At 70.1% G+C, this 19,772-nt stretch carries 18 protein-coding genes; 10 read left to right on the top strand and 8 right to left on the bottom strand.

The genetic code is table 11. The features are described 5' to 3' along the window. Nucleotides 1-219 precede the first annotated feature (219 nt). Entirely contained in the window at nucleotides 220-648 is a 429-nt protein-coding gene (locus tag G6045_RS00460) for a DUF7144 family membrane protein (protein ID WP_165329748.1), read from the top strand. Nucleotides 649-693: 45 nt separating this feature from the next. Here G6045_RS00460 and G6045_RS00455 read toward each other — a convergent pair whose 3' ends face one another. The 4 genes from G6045_RS00455 to G6045_RS00440 form a co-directional block, all read right to left on the bottom strand. Next, complete coding sequence (locus G6045_RS00455; protein WP_165329686.1) at nucleotides 694-1,080, bottom strand: Zn-ribbon domain-containing OB-fold protein; 387 nt, start codon at nucleotides 1,078-1,080, stop codon at nucleotides 694-696. Between the two features lie 64 nt (nucleotides 1,081-1,144). Continuing rightward, nucleotides 1,145-1,570, bottom strand: a complete 426-nt coding sequence (locus G6045_RS00450; protein WP_165329685.1) for a MaoC/PaaZ C-terminal domain-containing protein — start codon at nucleotides 1,568-1,570, stop codon at nucleotides 1,145-1,147. After that, on the bottom strand, nucleotides 1,567-2,010 hold the full coding sequence (locus tag G6045_RS00445) for an FAS1-like dehydratase domain-containing protein (protein WP_165329684.1): 444 nt from the start codon (nucleotides 2,008-2,010) through the stop codon (nucleotides 1,567-1,569). The genes G6045_RS00450 and G6045_RS00445 overlap by 4 nt, the downstream gene beginning before the upstream one ends. A 1-nt stretch (nucleotide 2,011) precedes the next feature. Further along, on the bottom strand, nucleotides 2,012-2,947 hold the full coding sequence (locus G6045_RS00440; protein ID WP_165329683.1) for an SDR family oxidoreductase: 936 nt from the start codon (nucleotides 2,945-2,947) through the stop codon (nucleotides 2,012-2,014). A 158-nt stretch (nucleotides 2,948-3,105) separates the two neighbouring features. Between G6045_RS00440 and G6045_RS00435 the strand changes: the two genes are divergently transcribed. The 8 genes from G6045_RS00435 to G6045_RS00400 are packed head-to-tail and all read left to right on the top strand — an operon-like array spanning nucleotide 3,106 to nucleotide 12,633. After that, nucleotides 3,106-4,026, top strand: coding sequence for a LysR family transcriptional regulator (locus G6045_RS00435; protein WP_165329682.1), 921 nt, complete (start codon nucleotides 3,106-3,108; stop codon nucleotides 4,024-4,026). Nucleotides 4,027-4,047: 21 nt separating this feature from the next. Beyond that, nucleotides 4,048-5,553 (top strand): zinc ribbon domain-containing protein, encoded by a 1,506-nt coding sequence (locus G6045_RS00430; protein WP_165329681.1) that lies wholly within the window; start codon nucleotides 4,048-4,050, stop codon nucleotides 5,551-5,553. Nucleotides 5,554-5,555: 2 nt separating this feature from the next. Then, complete coding sequence (locus G6045_RS00425; protein ID WP_165329680.1) at nucleotides 5,556-6,761, top strand: acetyl-CoA acetyltransferase; 1,206 nt, start codon at nucleotides 5,556-5,558, stop codon at nucleotides 6,759-6,761. 39 nt (nucleotides 6,762-6,800) lie between these two features. Then, nucleotides 6,801-7,946 carry an acyl-CoA dehydrogenase family protein gene (locus G6045_RS00420; RefSeq protein ID WP_165329679.1) on the top strand — a complete coding sequence of 382 codons (1,146 nt, stop codon included), beginning with the start codon at nucleotides 6,801-6,803 and terminating at the stop codon, nucleotides 7,944-7,946. Between the two features lie 9 nt (nucleotides 7,947-7,955). Continuing rightward, complete coding sequence (locus G6045_RS00415) at nucleotides 7,956-9,683, top strand: AMP-binding protein (protein ID WP_206343109.1); 1,728 nt, start codon at nucleotides 7,956-7,958, stop codon at nucleotides 9,681-9,683. After that, nucleotides 9,680-10,816, top strand: a complete 1,137-nt coding sequence (locus G6045_RS00410; RefSeq protein WP_165329678.1) for an acyl-CoA dehydrogenase family protein — start codon at nucleotides 9,680-9,682, stop codon at nucleotides 10,814-10,816. The genes G6045_RS00415 and G6045_RS00410 overlap by 4 nt, the downstream gene beginning before the upstream one ends. Continuing rightward, on the top strand, nucleotides 10,813-11,829 hold the full coding sequence (locus G6045_RS00405) for an acyl-CoA dehydrogenase family protein (RefSeq protein WP_165329677.1): 1,017 nt from the start codon (nucleotides 10,813-10,815) through the stop codon (nucleotides 11,827-11,829). The genes G6045_RS00410 and G6045_RS00405 overlap by 4 nt, the downstream gene beginning before the upstream one ends. Before the next feature lie 12 nt (nucleotides 11,830-11,841). Further along, a complete protein-coding gene (locus G6045_RS00400; RefSeq protein WP_165329676.1) occupies nucleotides 11,842-12,633 on the top strand; it encodes an enoyl-CoA hydratase/isomerase family protein in 792 nt (263 codons plus the stop codon). A 63-nt stretch (nucleotides 12,634-12,696) separates the two neighbouring features. Here G6045_RS00400 and G6045_RS00395 read toward each other — a convergent pair whose 3' ends face one another. From G6045_RS00395 to G6045_RS00380, 4 genes are read right to left on the bottom strand one after another with little or no spacing between them, the layout of a single operon-like run. Continuing rightward, complete coding sequence (locus G6045_RS00395; protein WP_165329675.1) at nucleotides 12,697-13,836, bottom strand: CaiB/BaiF CoA transferase family protein; 1,140 nt, start codon at nucleotides 13,834-13,836, stop codon at nucleotides 12,697-12,699. Between the two features lie 37 nt (nucleotides 13,837-13,873). After that, nucleotides 13,874-14,950: a zinc-binding dehydrogenase gene (locus G6045_RS00390; RefSeq protein ID WP_165329674.1), complete on the bottom strand. Its 1,077-nt coding sequence runs from the start codon at nucleotides 14,948-14,950 to the stop codon at nucleotides 13,874-13,876. Nucleotides 14,951-14,983: 33 nt separating this feature from the next. Beyond that, nucleotides 14,984-16,468 (bottom strand): aldehyde dehydrogenase, encoded by a 1,485-nt coding sequence (locus tag G6045_RS00385; RefSeq protein ID WP_165329673.1) that lies wholly within the window; start codon nucleotides 16,466-16,468, stop codon nucleotides 14,984-14,986. Between the two features lie 28 nt (nucleotides 16,469-16,496). Beyond that, entirely contained in the window at nucleotides 16,497-17,426 is a 930-nt protein-coding gene (locus tag G6045_RS00380; protein WP_165329672.1) for an acyl-CoA thioesterase, read from the bottom strand. Between the two features lie 420 nt (nucleotides 17,427-17,846). On the opposite strand from G6045_RS00380, the gene G6045_RS00375 reads away from it, so the two are divergent. Further along, nucleotides 17,847-19,754, top strand: a complete 1,908-nt coding sequence (locus G6045_RS00375) for an alkyl/aryl-sulfatase (protein WP_165329671.1) — start codon at nucleotides 17,847-17,849, stop codon at nucleotides 19,752-19,754. Nucleotides 19,755-19,772 lie beyond the last annotated feature (18 nt).

Raw genomic sequence — 19,772 nt, 5'->3', positions numbered from 1 at the left:
GAGCCCCGCCTACTCGACGTACTGCACCGCACCGGCCTGGCAGCCGAACTCGGCGAGGACGCCGTGCTCCCCACCACCCCCCACCTCTTCGGCGCCCAGCGTGAGGCCGTCGCCCGTGCTCGCCGCTGGATGGCCGACAACGCCTCCGGCAGTTCCTCCGAAATGCGTGGCACTTGTTCTCCTGATGCACTGGATACACCCTTTTGGAAAGGCATCCACATGAGCGGCACTGCCAGCACTCCGACCGGAAACACACCACGGCCTGCGGGCAGTGCCTGGGCGTCGGGCGGCATGCTCTTCGCCGGCGTCCTCATGCTCGTGAACGGTGTCTTCGGCGTTCTGGAAGGCATCGCGGGCATCGCCAAGGACGACGTGTACACACGCCTCGGTGACTACGTCTTCGAGTTCAACCTCACCACCTGGGGATGGATCCACCTCATCCTCGGGATCGTGGTCGCCGTGACCGGCTGGGGCATCCTCAAGGGCGCCGGCTGGGCTCGCGGGGCGGGCATCGCGCTCGCCTCCCTCGCCCTGGTCGCCAACTTCATGTGGCTTCCGTACCAGCCTGTTTGGGCACTCGTGGCGATCGCGATCGGCGTCTTCGTCATCTGGGCGCTGTGCACCGCCGACGGCGCCACCACCGACTGACGAGGACCTCCGGGTAGGGGTGCACTGACGGCCGACCGCTGTCGGTCACGGGTGACGCGGGCTGCCGGCCGGTTCGGTATACGGGCTGAAGACCGGGATTGCTCCGGCGGTGCAGTACTCGAACCGGACGCGCGTACCCGGCCAGGGCGGTGTCCCGGTGGTCAGGCGGCCGGTGACACGGAAGCCCTCGTCGAGCGTGATCAGGGGGTACAGGAGGGGGAGTTGGCCCTTGCGCGGTCGGCGCAGGTAGTCCTGGATGCGCCCCATGCCCTGGCTGCACTCCCACATCAGGTCCTCGCCGGCGCAGTTCGGGCACAGGCTGCGCCCGCCGAACACGGAACTGCTGCACCAAGAGCAACGCTGAAAGCGCAGTGCGAACGGGCCGAAGGTCGCGGCGTCGCCGGGCTCGGGCAGAACGCCAAGGGCGTACATGGCTACTCCAATCCGGGAAGTCGGACGGCTGCTCGGGCAACCGCACGACCGATCACGCCGCCGGTCACGGGTTCGGCAGCAGGAACTCGGCGCGTCCGCTGATCGCGACGCCGCCACCGTCCCGGGTACAGGCCAGATCGACCTCGACCGCGATGCCCTCGACGCCCGGACGTACCGAGGTCACCGAACCGGCCACGGTGAGGGTGTCGCCCGGCCACACCTGTTCCTTGAACCGCGTGGTGAAGCGGCGCACGGTCTCGGCGCCGAGCCAGTCCGTGGCGAACGTGCCCACCAGCGCGGCCTGGAACATCCCGATGGAGAAGACTCCCGGGAAGCCCGCCGCCTTCGCCGCCGCGTCGTCGTGGTGGAGGGGGTTGAAGTCCCCGGAGGCGCCCGCGTAGCGCACGATGTCGGTCACCGTCAGCGGTCCGAAGGAGCGCTCGGCCATGTCGCCCACGCGCACGGCGGGCGATGCCTGTGCCGTCGTCATCGGTCGTTCTCCTTTGGCGCGTGCGCGGTCTCCACTGCCGTCGACCTCTGTTCCGCGACGAGCGTGCCGTGCTCGTCGCGGAACTCCATGACCACCGTCACGAAGGTGAGGCGGCCGCCGCGGCGGCCCTCCTTCTCGTAGCGGTCGGTGATTCGAGACGTGGCCGTCAGAGTCTGGCCGGCGCGCGGCGGCGGGCCGTGGAAGACGTACTCCTGCTCGGCGTGGAGGGTGCGCCGCGGGTCGAGGCCGTGGCGGGCCTGCGCCTTGGACTCGGCGGACTGCCAGAAGAATCCGGCAGTGGTGAGGAACGTCGGCGGGATCACCGGGTCTGCCGTCCGGTACGCGGGGTTCTCGGAGAGCGTCGCCGTGGCGAACTCCCGGATCTTGCCGCGCTCGACCGGCACCTCGAAGGTCACCGGAGTCGGTGCGTCGGGTGCCATGTCAGTTGTCCTTGTGGTGGCTGGACTGCTTGACGTGCTCGCCCGGGATCGTGTTGTCGGGGGAGGCGGGCATGTGGGCCGTGGCCGACGCCAACTCCTCGACTGTCCAACGCTGTTCACTGCGGACCTCGTCGACCATCGTCCAGCCCTGGTACAGGCCGACCTGACCACCCGAGACCCGGAAGGCGTGCCCCGAGAAGCGGCAGTCGGCCGAAGCCAGCATGGCGACGAGCGGGGAGATGTTGCCGGGGTGCCAGGTGTCGAACGCGGCGTTCTCGGTCGACGTCATGACCTCGCCGAAGCCCGGTGTGGCGACGGTGAGGCGGGTGCGCGCCACCGGGGCGATGCAGTTGGAGCGCACGTGGTAGCGCTTCAGCTCCTTCGCGGCGATCTGGGTGAGGGCCGCGATGCCGGCCTTGGCGGAGGCGTAGTTGACCTGTCCCGGATTGCCGTGCAGACCGGAACCCGACGAGGTGTTGATGAGCGAACGGTCCGTCTCCGTGCCGGCCTTGGCCTGCGCGCGCCAGTAGGCGGCGGCATGCCGGGCGACCGCGAAGGTGCCCTTGAGGTGGACGTCGATGACCGTGTCGAACTCCTCCTCCGACATGTTCACGAGTACTCGGTCGCGCAGGATGCCCGCGTTGTTCACGACGACGTGCAGGTCCCCGAAGGTCTCCACGGCGGTGTCGATCAGGCGGGAGGCGCCCGCCCAGTCCGAGACGCTGTCCGTGTTCGCGACGGCCTCGCCGCCGAGCGCCTTGATCTCGTCCACGACGGCCTGCGCGGCGCTGATGTCGGAGCCCGCGCCGTCGGGCGCGCCACCGAGGTCATTGATGACGATCTTGGCGCCCTCGGCGGCGAACAGCAGCGCGTGCTCGCGGCCCAGGCCGCGGCCACCACCGGTGATGACCGCTACGCGCCCGTCCAGAGTTCCCATGTCTCGATCTCCTGGTCTTCGGATCAACTATGTGAATCCTTCGTCTTCGAAGGCGAAGGTGACGCGAGCTCCGCGCAGCTCGCTTATCAGGGAAGTTAGATCAATCTGTGACTAGAAGTAAACGGCGAAGTTGCTTGTCGTGGTGATAAGAAGAATCTATGGACCGTCGCCACTTCCAGTACTTCCTCGCCGTCGTCGAGGCCGGCAGCATCTCCGCGGCCGCCCGCAAGCTGCGCATCAGCCAGCCCGCCGTGTCCCAGTCGGTCAAGGAGCTGGAGCGTGAATTGGGTTCGCCGCTGTTCCAGCGCGGCCACCGCCTGAGCCTCACGCACGCGGGGCGCGCCCTGGTGGGGCCCGCCCGCCGCACCCTGCGCTCGTTCGACGTGGCGCGGGCCGCCGTGCAGGACGTCGATCACCTGGCCACGGGGCGCGTCGATCTCGCCGTGGTCGCCGCGTACGCCGTCGACCCGGTCCTTTCGCTGGTCCGCCGCTTCCGCACCCGCTATCCCGGGGTGCGCATCGCCATCCACGAGGGGCCGGCCGGAGAGGACGGCTTCGGGGTGCTGCGCCGCGCGGAAGCGGAGCTTCTCGTCACCGATCACCCCGCCCCGTATGCCAAGCACGAGGCGCTGCCGCTCGCCCTGCAGCCGATGCAGGCGGTGTTCCCGCCCGGCACCGAGGACCTGCCCGACGGGCCGGTGACCTTGAACACGGTCGTGACCCACGACTACGTGCAGGGGCTTCCGGAACAGTCGGCGATGCGCGTATGGTTCGCGGCGGCGCTGGCAGCCGAGCAGTTGCCCCCGCCCCCCGTCGTCGTGGAAACCGCGCACCGCGACGCCATCATCCCGCTTGTTCTGGCGGGAGCCGGAGCCACGCTGCTCCCCGCTCCCGCGGCACGGACCGCACAGCGCCTGGGCGCCGAGGTCCGGCCGCTCGCCTTTCCCTTCACCCGGTCCTGCTTCCTGTACCACCGCCGTGGGCCCCTGTCGCCCGCCGCGCTGGCTCTCGTCTCGCTGGCCGCCGACACCGCCGCGGCCGACGTGCGGGTGACGCATGAGGACATGGACCGGGCATGACCTGCATCGTTGAGGAGCGTCATGACCGCGATACCGGACGTCGGTGTCACCGGCTACGGAGTCCATCTGCCGCTGTGGCGGCTGGACCGCGCACAGATCCGCAAGGCCCTCGGCTCGGGCGGCGGCAAGGGCACCCGCGCCGTCGCCTCGTACGACGAGGACAGCACCTCCATGGGCGTCGAGGCCGCGCGCCGCGCCCTCGCCGGAGCCAGCGACCCGCGGAGCCTCGTCTTCGCCACGGCCACCCCCGCGTACACCGACAAGACGAACGCGACCGCCGTGCACGCGGCGCTCGGCCTCGAACGCGGCGTCTCCGCCTACGACTTCACGGGTGCCGCCCGCTCCGGCGCGGGCGCGCTGTCCGCCGCCGCCGACTCCGCCGCCGCGGGCCGTCCTTCGCTCGCCGTGCTCTCCGACATCCGTACGGGACTGCCCGGCTCGGCCGAGGAACGCGACGGCGGTGACGCCGCCGCGGCCGTGCTCTTCGGCACCGGCGACGCCGTCCTCGCGCGTCTCGCCGGACGCGGCAGCGCATCCGCCGAGTTCCTCGAGCGCTGGCGGCCGCAGGGCGAGCAGTCCAGCCGCCTGTGGGAGGAGCGGTTCGCCGAGGGCATCTACAAGGAGCTCGCCGACGAGGCGGTCGACGCGGCATTGAAGGACGCCGGACTCGACCGGGCCGCGATCGACCGCGTCGCCGTCGCCGGACTGCACCGCCGCGCCGTCAAGTCCGTCACCCGCGCCCTCGGAAAGGACGCGACTGTCGTCGACGACCTCGCCGGCGTCATCGGCGCCACCGGCACCGCACAGCCCGGCGTCCTGCTCGCGTCCGCTCTCGACGAGGCCGGGCCTGACGAGACCGTGCTGCTGCTCGTCCTCGGCGACGGCGCCGACGCGTTCGTCTTCCGTACGACAGACGCCCTCGCCGCCTGGCGGGAGCAGCGACCGTACGCTCCGGTCGCCGAACAGGCCGCTGAGGGAGCGGAGGTGACGTACCAGACCTTCCTGACCTGGCGCGGCTTCCTTCGCCGCGAGCCGCCTCGCCGCCCCGACCCGGACCGTCCGGCCGCACCGCCCTCCGCCCGTAACGGTCACTGGAAGTACGGCCTGACCGGCTCCCGCTGCGAGGAGTGCGGCACCCGCCATCTGCCCGCGATCCGCGTCTGCCGGCAGTGCCACTCCGTGGACCGGATGGCACGCGAACAGGTCTCGGACCTCACGGCGACGGTCGCCACGTTCCAGGCCGACCTGCTCACGTACTCGCTGAATCCGCCGCTGACGGCGGCCGTCCTCGACTTCGACGGCGGCGGCCGCGCCGTCCTTGAGGTCACCGACGCGGACGTCGCTCAGCTCGCGATCGGCGACCGCCTGGAGATGACCTTCCGCCGCCTCTACACGACCGGCGACGGCATCCACAACTACTTCTGGAAGGCCCGCCCGGCACGCTCCGCCGACGCGCCCTACCAGGCGAAGTCCCGTACGGCAGAGGCCGGAACCGAACACGCCCGTACCGCAGGCGAGGAGAACTGACGATGGCCACACACGGAATCCGCGACAAGGTCGCGATCGTCGGCATGGGCTGCACGCCGTTCCGCGAGCACTGGGACAAGAGCGCCGAGGACCTCCTCGTCGACGCCGCGCACGCCGCCCTCGCCTCGGCGGGCATGCGGCTGCCCGACGTCGACGCCTACTGGCTCGGCACCATGGGCTCCGGCTACTCCGGGCAGCTGCTCTCCCGCGCCCTGAAGATCGACTACAAGCCGGTCACCCGCGTCGAGAACTTCTGCGCCTCCGGCTCCGAGTCCTTCCGCAACGCCTGCTACGCCGTGGCGTCCGGCGCGATCGACGTCGCGATGGCGACCGGCGTGGAGAAGCTCAAGGACTCCGGGTACTCGGGCCTCGTGCGCGCCGACATACCCGGTGACGGCACCACGGTCCCGCTCACCGCACCGGCCGCGTTCGGCATGCTGGCCCCCGCGTACATGAAGGCCCACGGCCTCGACGAGGCCACCCTCAAGGACGTGCTGACGCGCATCGCGTGGAAGAACCACTACAACGGGGCCCGCAACGAACTCGCGCAGTTCCGCTCCGAAGTCCCGATGGACGTCATCCGCAACAGTCCGCGCGTCGCCGGCATGCTCGGCATCCACGACTGCTCGGGCGTCTCGGACGGCTCGGCCGCCGCGATCATCGTGCGTGCCGAGGACGCCCACCGCTACACCGACAAGCCGATCTATGTGAAGGCCCTGTCGATGGTCGCCGGACCCGGCGACGGGCCCATGGACCCCGGCTTCGACTTCACCACCATCAAGGAGGTCCGCCGCTCGGCCGAGGCCGCCTATCGCGAGGCCCAAGTCGCCGACCCCCGGGCCGAGTTCGCCCTCGCCGAGGTCCACGACTGCTTCACGCCCACCGAGCTGCTCCTGATGGAGGACCTCGGCTTCAGCGCGCGTGGCACCGGCTGGCGCGACGTCATGGGCGGTGTCTTCGACCTCGCCGGCGAGCTGCCCGTGAACCCCGACGGCGGCCTCAAGAGCTTCGGCCATCCCATCGGCGCGTCCGGGCTGCGGATGCTCTACGAGTGCTGGCTCCAGCTCCGGCAGGAGGCCCCGGCCGAACGGCAGATCGCCTCCATCACGCGCGGGGAACGCAAGCTCGGCCTCACCCAGAACCTCGGCGGACGGCCCGGCGACTGCGTCAGCTTCGTCTCCGTCGTCGGCTCCGAACCCTCCATGTGACCACCTCCCACCCGTTCCGCCCGTTCTAAGGAACCACCCATGATCCGCACCCTGTTCGAGCAGGACCACGAGGACTTCCGGGAGATGGTCCGCAAGTTCCTCACCACCGAGATCGCCCCGAAGCTCCCCGAGTGGGAAGCCGCGGGAATCTTCCCCAAGGAGGTGTACGCGCGCTTCGGCGAGCTGGGCCTCGCCGGGCTCAACATCCCTGCCGAGTACGGCGGCGCGGGCATCGACGACTTCCGCTTCAACGTGGTCCTCATCGAGGAGGCCGCCCTCACCTACGCGAGCCTCGGCTCGTTGAGCGTCCATTCCAACATCGTCGCCCCGTACTATGTGGGCCTGGGCACCGAGGAGCAGAAGCGCCGCTGGTTGCCCGGTATCGCGGCCGCCACCTCCATGTGCTCGATCGCCATGAGCGAGCCCGGCACTGGATCGGATCTGTCCGGCATCGCCACGCACGCCGAACGTGACGGCGAGGACTGGGTGTTGAACGGAGCCAAGACCTTCATCACCGGCGGTATCAACGCCGATCTGGTCCTGGTGGCCTGCCGCACCTCGCGCGGCGAGGACCGGCGTGACGGTCTCAGCCTGCTCGTCGTCGAGGACGGTATGCCCGGTTTCACCAAGGGCCGCAAGCTCGAGAAGCTCGGTACGCGCTCCTCCGACACCGCCGAGCTGTTCTTCGACAACGTACGCGTCCCGGCCGCCAACATGCTGGGAGAGGAGGGCAAGGGGTTCGGCTACCTCACCGCCAACCTGGTCTCCGAGCGCCTGACCCAGGCCGTCGGCGCCGTCGCCACGGCCCGCGCCGCGCTCACCGCCGCAAAGGACTACGTCCGCGAACGCAAGGTCTTCGGCAAGCCGGTCGCCGCATTCCAGAACACCAAGTTCCAGCTCGCCGACTGCGCGACGGAGATCGCGGCCGCCCAGGCCCTCGTCGACCAGGCCGTACTCCAGTACAACGCGGGCACCCTCACGGTGTCGGACGTGGCCATGGTCAAGCTGTTCAGCAGCGAGGCCGCGGGCCGTGTGGTCGACAAGTGTCTTCAACTGCACGGAGGTTACGGCTACATGCTGGAGTACCCGATCGCCCGCCTGTACGCCGACATCCGGCTGTCCCGGATCGCCGCCGGATCGAGCGAGATCATGCGGACGGTCATCGCCAAGTCCCTCGGACTGTGAGGGGTTGCGATGCTGATCAGCGAACCGCGCATGACGGGCGAGTACCGCATGCAGTCACCCCTCATCGACCTCTTCCGCGCCGTGGCCGACGCGGTGCCGGACCGCGAGTGCCTCGTCCATCGCTCCGTGCGGCGCAGCTACGCCGAAACCCGCGACCGGGTGGAGCGACTCGGCCGGGTGCTTGCCGCCCACGGCCTGGGGGTCCGCCGCGTTCGACAGGAACTGCGCGGGCACGAGTCCGGCCAGAACCATGTGGCGCTGCTCCTGCACAACGGTCATGAGTACGCGGAGGCCACCTTCGGTGCCTTCGCGGCACGGACCGTCCCCTTCAACGTCAACTACCGCTACACCGCGTACGAGATGAGGCAGCTGCTGCGGGATGCGGCGCCGGCGGCGATCGTCTACCACGCCGCCTTCGCCGAGACGCTCGCGCAAGTGCTCCCCGACCTGCCCCGACGGCCCATGCTCCTCCAGGTTGCCGACAGCTCGGCCACCGGGCTGTTGCACGGGGCCCTGGATTACGAGACGGCCCTCGCCGAGGCGCCGGCCGAAGTGACCCTGCCCCAACCCTCGCCCGACGACCTCTACATGGTCTACACGGGCGGCACCACCGGCATGCCGAAGGGCGTGCTGTGGCGGCAGGGCGATGTGTGGACCGGTCTGCTCGGCGGCTGGCAGCGGCCCGAGATCGATTCACCCGCGCGCCTGGCGGAGCATGTCCGTAACACCGAAGCGGGCCAGCGCTTTTTGGGCATCGCCCCGTTCATGCACGGCGCCGGCTGGTGGTACCTCATCCGGGCGATGACCAACGGCGACACGACGGTCGTCCCCGACGTGACGCACCGCTTCGACGCGGCGGACGTGTGCCGGACCGTCGAACGTGAGCGCTTGGACGCGCTCCCCCTGGTTGCCGAGGCGTTCGCCCGCCCGCTCGCCGACGAACTGGAGCGAGGCGGGTACGACATGAGCCGCGTCCGCATGGTGCTCAGCGGCGGCGGACCCCTGACCGCCGAGACGAAGCGGCGGATTCTGGCCGCGCTCCCGGGGGCCGACGTGGCCGACAGCGCGGGTTCGTCCGAGACAGGTGGCATCGTCCGCGGCTTGTCCACCGCTCAAGGCGTGGGCGAGGAGGGCGTGTTCATGCCCCTGCCGCGTGCCTGCGTCGTCGACCTGGAACTCACTCGCGTACTCGAACCCGGGCACGAAGAACCCGGCTGGCTCGCAGCCCGTGCCCCCATACCTCTCGGCTACCTGGGAGATCCCGCCAAGTCGGCGTCGACGTTCGTCACCGTCCAGGGCGAACGCCTGGCTCTCCCCGGCGACCTCGCCCACCTGCGGGCCGACGGCCGGCTCGTGCTGCACGGGCGGGCGTCGATGGTCATCAACTCCGGCGGGGAGAAGATCTACGCCGAAGAGGTCGAGCGCGCCCTCCTGAACCAGCCGCAGGTGCGCGACGCGCTCGTGGTCGGCCGCCCCAGCCTCCGCTGGGGCCAGGAGGTCATCGCCCTTGTCCAGCTGGATGGGCCGGGTGAGGACATGGACGACGCAGCCCTGCGTGAGGCCGCCGCCGAACGCCTGGCCCGCTACAAGCTCCCCAAAGCGTTCCTGCGGGTGTCCGCGATCCGGCGTTCCCCGGCCGGGAAGGCCGACTACGCGTGGGCGCGCGCCCTCGCCGAGAAGGAGAACGACGTGCACGCAATGACCCGGGCCGAGAGGGAACAGGAAGCCGGATCATGAAGGCGACAGTATTTTTCGAACCCGGCACACTGCCGCCCGAGACCGAGCGACTCCGCGCCGAAGTGAGGGAGTTCCTCGCGGCCGAAGAGGCATCGGGCGGATTCACGCCCGTCGCCGACAGCTGGGTGTCCGGTGCCGACCCCGTTTTCTCCCGCAAGCTCGGTGAACGCGGCTGGCTCGGAATGGCCGTCCCCAGAAAATACGGCGGTGCCGAACGCACCGCTCTCGAACGGTTCGTCGTCATCGAGGAACTCCTCGCCGCCGGCGCCCCCGTCGCCGCCCACTGGATCGCGGACCGGCAGATCGCGCCCGCCCTGCTCCAGCACGGCACCGAGGCGCAGAAGGAGCGCTTCCTGCCCGGAATCGCCTCCGGCCGCACGCTCTTCTCGATCGGTCTGAGTGAGCCGGACTCCGGCTCCGATCTGGCCTCCGTACGGACCAAGGCGACGCGCACCGAGGGCGGCTGGCTTGTCGAGGGTACGAAGATCTGGACCACCGGGGCCCATATCGCCGACGCCGTCGTCGCCCTCGTGCGCACCGGCCCCGCGGGCGAGAGCCGGCACGAGGGGCTTAGCCAGATGATCGTCACGCTGCCCGACGACGGCGTGGAGATCCGCCCGATCCGTTCCCTCGACGGCGCCCACCACTTCAACGAGACCGTGTTCACCGGCGCGTTCGTCCCGGAAGATATGGTCCTCGGCACGATCGGTAATGGCTGGCAGCAGGTGACGGGAGAGCTGGCCTACGAGCGCAGCGGCCCGGAACGCTTCCTGTCCACCGCCCTGCTGCTGAGGCTGCTCGCGGCCCGCGACGACGCGGACTCCCGTGTGATCGGCGCACTCACGGCCCGCCTGTGGACGCTGCGCCAGGCCTCGATCGCGGTCGCCGTGCAGCTCAGCGAGGGCGCTGCACCCGACACGGCGGCCGCGGTCGTCAAGGACCTCGGCACCCGCTTCGAACGCGAGGTCATCGACGCCGCGCGCGCCACCGGCGTACGCCCCGACCTGGCCTCCATCGATCCGTTCACCCGGGTCCTCGCCGAGTCCGTCGTCCGTGCGCCCGGCAGCACCCTGCGCGGCGGCACCAACGAAATCCTGCGCGGCATCATCGCCCGAGCCCTGGGAGTGAGATGAACTCCGACCTGCATCTCCTTGAGAACACCGCATCCGACATCTTCGCCGGATACCGGGACAGGCCCGGGCTGTGGGAGGAGATCGAGGACACCGGTCTGACGTTGGTCGGCGTTCCCGAAAAGGCCGGGGGCAGCGGCGGCGACAGCACCGAAGCCGTGATCATCCTGCGTGCCGCCGCCTACCACTGTGCCGAGATCCCGCTGGCCGAGACCCAATGGCTGGCCGCCCCGCTCCTCGCGGCGGCGGGCCTGCCCGTTCCGGCCGGGCCGCTCACCGCCGCCGAGGCCGCGCACGACGAGGTGCGGCTCACGGCGGACGGGGACGGCTGGGTCCTCGACGGCACCCTGCCGCAGGTCCCCTGGGCCAGACAGGCCGGGCGCATCGTCGTCGTCACCGACGGACGTCTGTGCTCCGTCGACGCGTCGCACTGCACCTTCGAGACGCACCACAACCTCGCCGGTGAGCCGCGCGACGACGTCACGTTCGACTCGGTGTACCTGACCGCCGCGGACGTGGCCGCGCTGCCCGAGGGGCCGTCCCTGCGCTTGCGGGCGGCGCTCGCCCGCACCGTGCAGCTGGCGGGCGCCGCCCGCCGGGCCCTCGACCACAGCCTGCGGTACGCGGGCGAACGCCGGCAGTTCGGCCGCCCCATCGCCGCGTTCCAGGCCGTCCAGCAGTACCTCGCCGAGATGGCCGGCGAGGTGGCCCTGATGGATCTCGGCGCCCAGGTGGCGGCCGCCGCGCTCGCCGACCCGCGCCAGGACAGTGAAGTCGCCGTCGCCGCAGCCCGCGTCAACGCCTGCCGCGCGGCCGGAGTCGTCGCCGAACTCGCCCACCAGATCCACGGCGCCATCGGCACCACCCACGAGCACGATCTGCGGCGCGCCACGCTGCGCCTGTGGTCCTGGCGCGAGGAGTACGGCAATGAACACGCCTGGTCCACCGTCCTCGGACGGCTCACCAGTGCTGCGTCCGAAGACCCGTGGCACCTCGTCACCGCACCCACCACATAAGAAAGTTGTCCCATGACCACTGATCAGGACACGGTGCTGTACGGCGTCGCCGACGGCATCGCCACCCTCACCCTCAACCGCCCCCGGCGGCGCAACGCCTTCACCCTCGAGATGATCGACGACTGGGCGGAGGCCCTGCGCACAGCAGGCGCCGACCCCGAAGTACGCGTCATCGTCCTCACGGGCGCCGGCAAGGGCTTCTGCGCGGGCGTCGACATGGACACCCTCCTCGCTGTCGAGGACACACCGCTCGCACAGAAGAACCTCCTGCACCTTCAGGTCCACCAAGTGGCCCGAGCTATCGAGGAGTTGGACAAGCCGGTCATCGCCGCCATCAACGGCGACGCCACCGGAGCGGGCCTCGACATGGCCCTCATGTGCGACATGCGGTTCACCGCACGCTCGGCCCGCCTGTCGGAGTCGTACATCCGTCTCGGCCTGGTCCCCGGCGACGGCGGCTGCTGGTACCTGCCGCGCCTCGTCGGCCAGGCCAAGGCGCTGGAACTGCTGCTGAGCGGCGAGTTCGTCGACGCGGAGGAGGCGCTGCGCATGGGCATGGTCAACCGGGTCTACGACGACGAGTGTCTCCTCGACGAGACCTATGCCTTCGCCGCGAAGCTGGCCGCCAACCCGGCTCTGCCGATGGGCATCATCAAGCGGACCGTACGGGCCGGTGAGCGCCTCGACATCCGCACCAGCCTCGACCTGATCTCGTCGCACATGGCGGTGGTCATGTCGACCGATGATGCACGCAAGGCCATGGCGACGTTCCGGGACGGGGTCGTCGGACCGAAGAAGAACTGACGCCGCCGAACAACGACGTGGGCCCGCCTCCTCAGGAGGCGGGCCCACGTCGTTGTAGGAGGGTCAGCGCACCGCGCCCGCCGCCCGCAGTTCCGCGATGCGGCCGGTGTCGAACCCGGCCTCGGCGAGGACCTCGTCCGTGTGTGCGCCGACCAGCGGCGAGGGCTGCGGAGTCGCAGTCGGCGTGGCCGAAAAGCGGGGAGCCGGGGCGGGCTCGACCAGGCCGTCCTCGCCCACCAGATAGGTGCCGCGCGCGACGTTGTGCGGGTGCTGCGGCGCCTCCATCAGGGACAGGACCGGCGCGACGCAGGCTTCCTGCCCTGCGAACCCCTTCGCCCACTCGTCCCGCGTGCGCGTCGCGAAGATGGCTGCCAGCCGCTCCGTCATGACCGGCCACTTCGCCCGGTCGTTCTGCGCGGCGAAGTCGGCATCGTCCGACAGGCCGAGGACCCGCAGAAGTGATGCGTAGAACTGCGGCTCCACCGGACCTACGGCCATGTGCCCGCCGTCCGCGCACCGGTACGTGCGGTAGTAAGGGGCCGTGCCATCAAGGAAGTTGGCGCCGCGCTCGTCCTTCCACCGTCCGATAGAGAGGAACCCGTACATCATCGAAAGGAGCAGCGCCGAGCCGTCCGTCATGGCCGCGTCCACGACCTGACCGTGGCCCGTGGTGCGGGCGTTGAGGGCGGCGCCGAGCACGCCGACGGCGAGGAGCATGCCGCCGCCGCCGAAGTCGCCGACCAGGTTGAGCGGCGGCACGGGGTCGCCGTCTGCCGGGCCGATCGCGTGCAGCGCGCCGGTGAGCGCGATGTAGTCGATGTCGTGCCCCGGTTCCTGCGCCATCGGCCCGTCCTGGCCCCACCCCGTCATCCGGCCGTACACCAAGCGGGGGTTGCGGGCGAGCAACTCGTCCGGCCCGAGACCGAGGCGCTCGGTCACACCCGGGCGGAATCCCTCGATGAAGATGTCCGCGCCGGCGGCGAGTGTGCGGACGACCTCGACACCCGCGGGATTCTTGAGGTCGGCGGTCACGGAGCGACGGTTGCGGTGCATGACCGGACGCGCCGCGTCCGATCCCGCCTCCGCCGGACGGTCGACACGGACCACGTCGGCGCCCAGGTCACCGAGGACCATCGCGCAGAAGGGGCCGGGGCCGATGCCGCCCAGCTCGACGACCTTGACGCCTGCCAGGGGTCCGGGCATGGGGAAGTTCCTTTCTCTGCGAGGGGATTGGGTGCGGCTACGCGATATCGATGATCGTGCGCAGAGCCTCGCCCGTACGCATCTGGCGCAGGGCCTCGTCGATCTCCGTCAGCCGCACGTGGTGCGTGATCATCGAGGCGAGGTCGAGGCGTCCGGCGCGCCACAGCTCGATGATGCGGGCGTAGGTGCGGCGCGGGTCGTCGCCTCCGTAGAAGGAGGGCAGCAGCTTCTTCTCGCTGGTGACGAGGTCGGACATGTTGAGATCGGGGATGTCGGTCCGCTTTCCGGCGCCGACCAGGCAGACGGTGCCGCCACGTCGTGCGCTGTCGTACGCGGCGCGCAGCGTGGCCGGCTTGCCGACGGCCTCGAAGGCGTAGTCGACACCCTGACCACCGGTGACCCGCTTCAGAGTCTCTGCCAGGTCCTCGGGCGCGACCGCCTCGGTCGCGCCGAACTTCAGAGCCCACTCGCGGCGCCCCGCGACCGGGTCGACGGCGATGATCTGCGCGGCGCCGGCCACCTTGGCGCCCTGCACGATGCTGACGCCCACGCCGCCGAGTCCCACGACGAGAACCGAGGAACCCGCCTTCACCTGCGCGGTGTTGAGTGCCGCACCGACACCCGTGGTCACCCCGCAGCCGATCAGGGCGGCGATGTCGTACGGCAGGTCGTCGGGGATCGGGATCGCGGCCGCCGCGGAGATCACGACCTCCTCGGCGAAGGTGCCCTCGCCCATCATCCCGGGCATCGGAACGCCGTCGACCTCGAAGTTGGGCGTCGCGAGGTTGGCGAAACCCGAGCGGCAGAGGTGGCCCTCGCCGGCCCGGCAGTGGGTACATGCGTCGCACGGCGGCATCCAGCACACGATGACGCGGTCACCCACGCGAACGTCGCTGACGCCCTCGCCGACCTCGGTCACCTCGCCGGCTCCTTCGTGACCCAGTACGCAGGGGGCAGGGTGCTGGAGCGTGCCGTTCATGATCGATACGTCGGAGTGGCACAGACCGGCGCGGTGGAGGCGGACCCGGACACGGCCGGGACCGAAGGAGATCGCGGTGGCCTGGGTGACGTCGAGCGAGGTGTCGCCGACCGAGCGAAGAACTGCTGCGTGCATGAGTAGCTCCGTACAGAGGAAAGGGGGAAGGGGTCAGTGGACGGTGGTGGAGGCCTTGGGCAGCGCCACCGACTGGTACTCGAAGTAGCCCGCCAGGCCTTCGGCGCCGAACTCGCGGCCGATGCCGGACTGCTTGAAGCCGCCGAAGGGCGCGGCGAGGTCGAGGCGGAAGCCGTTGACGGTGAGCGTGCCGGTACGAATGCGCCGGGCGATGCGCATGCCACGTTCCACATCGGCGGTGAACACCGCACCGGAGAGCCCGAAGGGTGAGTCGTTGGCGATCCGGACGGCCTCGTCCTCGTCGTCGTAGCGGATCAGGCAGACGACCGGGCCGAAGATCTCCTCGCGGGCGATGCGCATGTCGTTGGTGACGTCCCCGAACAGCGTCGGCTGCACGAACCAGCCGGTGTCCAGGTCGTCGGGCACACCGCCGCCGGTGAGCACCGTGGCGCCCTCGTCGCGCCCGATACGGATGTAGTCGAGCACGCGCTGGCGCTGCCGAGAGGTCACCATCGGCCCCACGATGGTCCGTTCGTCGGCGGGGTCGCCGACCTTCAGTTGCGCGAAGGCGCCTGAGAGGGCCGAGGCCACCTCGTCGTAGCGTGACGCATGCACGAGGACGCGGGTGAGGGCCACGCAGGCCTGACCGCTGTTGGCGGCGCACGTACCGCCGACGATGGCCGGGATGGCCGCCGCGACGTCCGCGTCGTCGAGGATCAACGCGGCGGACTTGCCGCCGAGTTCGAGCGAGACCCGCGTGAGGTTCTGGGCGGCCGAGGCCATGATGGCCTTGCCCGCCGGGACCGACCCGGTGAAGGCGACCTTGTCGACCCCGGGGTGGGCGACCAGGTGGGCGCCCGACTCGCGGTCGGCGGGGACGACGTTCACCACCCCGTCCGGCAGTCCGGCCTCGGCGCAGATCTCCGCGAGCAGGTACGCGTCGAGCGGAGTCTCCGGCGACGGCTTGATCACGAAGGTGCAGCCCGCGACGAGTCCCGGGGCGAGCTTGGCGGCGAGCGTCAGCTGCGGGACGTTCCACGGGGTGATGGCCGCCACGACGCCGATCGGTTCTCGTCGCACGAGCACCGGCCCGCCGAGACCTTGCCGCTCCTCCTCGAGGCAGAGCTCGGCGGCCGCGGCGAGCGTCGTGCTGAACGCGGCCACCCCGGACATCGCCTGACCGGCCCGGGACCAGGTGATGGGGGAGCCGTTCTGGAGCGTGACCAGCTGGGCCATCTCCTCGCGTCGCTCGGCGAGCGCGTCCCGGATACGGCTGACGACCTCGATGCGGTCGGCCAGCGGCAGGCGCGGCCAGGGGCCGTCGTCGAAGGCCCGGCGGGCAGCGTCGACGGCCCGGTCCATGTCAGCGGGCGAGCCGTGCGGCACGCGGCCGACGACCTGTCCGGTCGCGGGCGAGACCACCTCGATGACTTCGGTGCCGGACGGCTCGGTCCACTTGCCGTCGATGAACAGGGTTCGGTGCTCTATGAGTTGAGCGGGTGACGTCGGGGCGTGCATGGATTGCTCCTGAGGCGAAGGGTGAGGATCAGACGGATCGGGGGCGTACGGTGCGCAGCACCGTCTCCTGGACGACGGAGGCCACCAGGCGTCCGTCCCGGGTCCAGAAGTCGCCGTGGGCGAGGCCGCGCCCGTCGCCGGCGGTGGGGCTGCGCTGGACCACGAGCAGCCACTCGTCGGCGCGGAAGGGCCGGTGGAACCAGATGGCGTGGTCGAGCGAGGTGAGGAAGACGGTGTCGGGCCGCTTCCGCTGGATCCACGGTGGCTCGCGGTGCAGCGCCGCGGACGGCGCGAGCAGCAGGTCCGAGGCGTAGGCGAGCCCGCAGGCGTGCAGCATCGGATCGTCGGGGAGCGGATGGGCCGCCTTGACCCACAGCCACTGCTCCGTGCCGCCCTCGGGCGCGGGGCGCGGCGGCGGCACAAACCGTACCGACAGGGCCCGGTGGAACTCGCGGACATCGTGGTCCTCCGGCAGGTCGCCCGAACCCAGCACCGGGGCGAACGCGTCCGGCAGCTCCTCGGGCGGCACCGCAGGCGGCATCGTCACGTGACGGGCCTCGCCGGGGGCCGTCTCCTCGGGCACCTTGAACGAGGCGGACAGCGTGAAGATCGGCTCACCGAGCTGGACGGCGGTGACCCGCCTGGAGACATAACCGCGTCCGTCCCGTAGTCGCTCGACCTGGTAGACGATCGGCCGCCGAGTGTCGCCCGCCCGCAGGAAGTAGCCGTGCAGCGAGTGCACCGCAAAGGCTTCGTCGACGGTGTGCCCGGCGGCGGTCAGGGCCTGGGCCGCGACTTGTCCGCCGAACGCCCGGAGCCGGGCGCCGTCATGGCACCAGCCGCGGAAGAGGTCGCGCTCGACACGCTCCAGGCTGAGGAAGTCGATCAGGTTCTTCTTGCCGGCAGGACTGACGGGAGTCAGCGCGTCGCTCGAGTCGACAAGGGTGCGTGGGTGCACGGAGGGCTCCGGGAGGGCTGCGGGGGAACGGGTCGGCCCGATACCGATGATGTGAACCGTACGTCTTCAATCATTGATCTGCAAAGAGCCTGCAAGAGTAAAAACATGCCCCTAAGTGAATTGTGAGTCAAGGCGTGCTCGGTATGATCGGACTGGCTCTGCGCGAGCGGGTCAGGGCTGAGTGGAACGACGGCACGGACCGCGGGGTGTCACTCGGATGGCCCCCTTTGGTGGGGCAGGGAATCTGTTCGACCGTGACGTGGGCCCCTTCCGGCTTGGGGACCGAACTGCTGTCGAAGCGCGGGCGGCGGCTGGTTCGGCACCTCCGGTCCGGTCGCGCAGCGTGTGACGGCTGCTTACGGTTTTCGCGGTGTGCTCTGCGCGCACTTCAGACGTCTTGCCGATGGGATGGAGTGCACGATGGCGGAGCCGAAGCAGGCGAGCGGTTTCACGGCAGAGGTCAACCGGGCGGCGGCCAGTCGGTACGCGATGGAGGACCGGGCGGACTTCGCCGACACGGACCGTGGATTTCTCGCGGGGTTCCCTGACGAGCTGCGGAACAAGAACGGCGATGTGATCCGGGACGCGAAGCTGCTGGATTACATCACCGACGACGCGCCCGCGCCGGATTCGGTGAACCCGAGCCTGTGGCGCCAGTCGCAGGTGATCAAGCGCGAGGGCCTGTTCAAGGTCGTCGACGGTCTCTATCAGGTCCGCCTGGCCGCGAACATCACCATCGTGGACGCCCCCGACGGCCTCGTCATCATCGACACCGGCCTCAGCGTGGACCTGGCCGAGGCCTCGATGGAGTTGTTCCGGCGCGAGACGGGAAACACCAAGCCGGTCGTCGCCGTGATCTACACCCACACCCACTTCGACCACTACGGCGGTGTGAAGGGCATCATCGACGAGGCCGACGTGCTCTCAGGGAAGATCCCGGTCGTCGCGCCGGGCACCATCGAGTCGTTCAACAAGCACGCCATCGGCGAGAACGTGATCACCGGCAACGCGATGTCACGGCGGATGGCGTACACCTTCGCGCTGTTGCTCCCCAAGTGCGACTGCGGCATCGTCACGGTGGGCCTGGGCGCCGGCGACGACGGTATGCACACCAACCTCAGCTACATTCCGCCCACCGACCCTGTCACCAAGACCGGCGAGACGCGCACCCTCGGCGGCTGGACCTTCGAGTTCCTCTACGCGCCGGACACCGAGGCGCCGGAGGAGATGCACATCTGGATCCCTGAGATCAAGGCGCTTACCTGCGCGGAGAACGCCAACCACTCGATGCACAACATCCAGACCATTCGTGGGGCCCGCACCCGCGACGCCCGCAACTTCGCCCGCTACCTGGACGAGACCCTCATCCGCTGGGGCGAGGACGTCGAGGTGCACTACGGCCCGCACACCTGGCCGGTCTGGGGCAATGAGAATGTGGTGGCGTTCCTGGAGTCCCAGCGCGACATGTACAAGTACATCCACGACCAGGCCCTGCGTCTGGCCAACCAGGGGCTGACACCGCTCGAGGCCGCCGAGGTCGTGGAGCTGCCCGAAGCGATCGGCAAGAAGTGGTTCAACCGCTACTACCACGGCGGCCTGCACCACAACGTCCGCGCCGTCTTCCACAAGGAGCTCGGCTTCTGGGACGGCGACCCGTCGACCATTCTGCCGCTGCTGCCCCAGGACAATGCCCGGCGCCATGTCGACCTGATCGGCCGCGACAAGCTCCTTCAAGAGGGCCGCGACGCCATCGCGGCCGGCGACTACCGGTGGGCCGTCCAGGCCCTGCACCATCTGGTCTTCGCCGACCCCGACGACACCGAGGCCAAGGAACTGCAGGCGGACGCCTACGAACAGCTCGGCTACCAGCAGGAAGTCCCGCAGTACCGCGGCATCTTCCTCACCGCCGCCAAAGAACTGCGCGAAGGAGTACGCACCGAGGGGCAGCTCAACACCGGCAGTCTGGACACCATCCTGGCCATGCCCATCGACCTGCTCTTCGACTTCGCCGCCGTCCACATCAACGGTCCGGCCGCTGCCGACGTCGACATCCGCGTCAACTTCACCTTCACCGGGCCCGCCGAGCAGCCGTGGACCATGTGGGTACATCACGGCGTGCTCAACGCCCGCCCCGGCCACGCCGCTGACGCCCAACTGAGCGTCAGCGGTCCCAAACCGGCCCTCGCCGCACTCCTGCTCAAGCCCGCTGCGGCGGCCGAGGCCCTTGCGCAGCAAGGCATGACCGCCGAAGGCGACGTGACGGCCCTCGACCGCCTCGCCGAGGTGACGGACGCCTTCGATCCGCACTTCAACATCTCCGTCCCCTGACCGGCGTGCCGGCCGCGG

This window comes from Streptomyces mesophilus (assembly GCF_011044995.1).
GTDB classification, from domain to species: domain Bacteria; phylum Actinomycetota; class Actinomycetes; order Streptomycetales; family Streptomycetaceae; genus Streptomyces; species Streptomyces mesophilus.
This window is presented reverse-complemented; position numbering and strand designations above follow the sequence as displayed.

Bases quoted from the DNA above. Each gene is read 5' to 3' on its own strand.
- G6045_RS00460 (WP_165329748.1), top strand. From the start codon at position 220: ATGAGCGGCACTGCCAGCACTCCGACCGGAAACACACCACGGCCTGCG.
- G6045_RS00455 (WP_165329686.1), bottom strand. From the start codon at position 1,080: ATGTACGCCCTTGGCGTTCTGCCCGAGCCCGGCGACGCCGCGACCTTC.
- G6045_RS00450 (WP_165329685.1), bottom strand. From the start codon at position 1,570: ATGACGACGGCACAGGCATCGCCCGCCGTGCGCGTGGGCGACATGGCC.
- G6045_RS00445 (WP_165329684.1), bottom strand. From the start codon at position 2,010: ATGGCACCCGACGCACCGACTCCGGTGACCTTCGAGGTGCCGGTCGAG.
- G6045_RS00440 (WP_165329683.1), bottom strand. From the start codon at position 2,947: ATGGGAACTCTGGACGGGCGCGTAGCGGTCATCACCGGTGGTGGCCGC.
- G6045_RS00435 (WP_165329682.1), top strand. From the start codon at position 3,106: ATGGACCGTCGCCACTTCCAGTACTTCCTCGCCGTCGTCGAGGCCGGC.
- G6045_RS00430 (WP_165329681.1), top strand. From the start codon at position 4,048: ATGACCGCGATACCGGACGTCGGTGTCACCGGCTACGGAGTCCATCTG.
- G6045_RS00425 (WP_165329680.1), top strand. From the start codon at position 5,556: ATGGCCACACACGGAATCCGCGACAAGGTCGCGATCGTCGGCATGGGC.
- G6045_RS00420 (WP_165329679.1), top strand. From the start codon at position 6,801: ATGATCCGCACCCTGTTCGAGCAGGACCACGAGGACTTCCGGGAGATG.
- G6045_RS00415 (WP_206343109.1), top strand. From the start codon at position 7,956: ATGCTGATCAGCGAACCGCGCATGACGGGCGAGTACCGCATGCAGTCA.
- G6045_RS00410 (WP_165329678.1), top strand. From the start codon at position 9,680: ATGAAGGCGACAGTATTTTTCGAACCCGGCACACTGCCGCCCGAGACC.
- G6045_RS00405 (WP_165329677.1), top strand. From the start codon at position 10,813: ATGAACTCCGACCTGCATCTCCTTGAGAACACCGCATCCGACATCTTC.
- G6045_RS00400 (WP_165329676.1), top strand. From the start codon at position 11,842: ATGACCACTGATCAGGACACGGTGCTGTACGGCGTCGCCGACGGCATC.
- G6045_RS00395 (WP_165329675.1), bottom strand. From the start codon at position 13,836: ATGCCCGGACCCCTGGCAGGCGTCAAGGTCGTCGAGCTGGGCGGCATC.
- G6045_RS00390 (WP_165329674.1), bottom strand. From the start codon at position 14,950: ATGCACGCAGCAGTTCTTCGCTCGGTCGGCGACACCTCGCTCGACGTC.
- G6045_RS00385 (WP_165329673.1), bottom strand. From the start codon at position 16,468: ATGCACGCCCCGACGTCACCCGCTCAACTCATAGAGCACCGAACCCTG.
- G6045_RS00375 (WP_165329671.1), top strand. From the start codon at position 17,847: ATGGCGGAGCCGAAGCAGGCGAGCGGTTTCACGGCAGAGGTCAACCGG.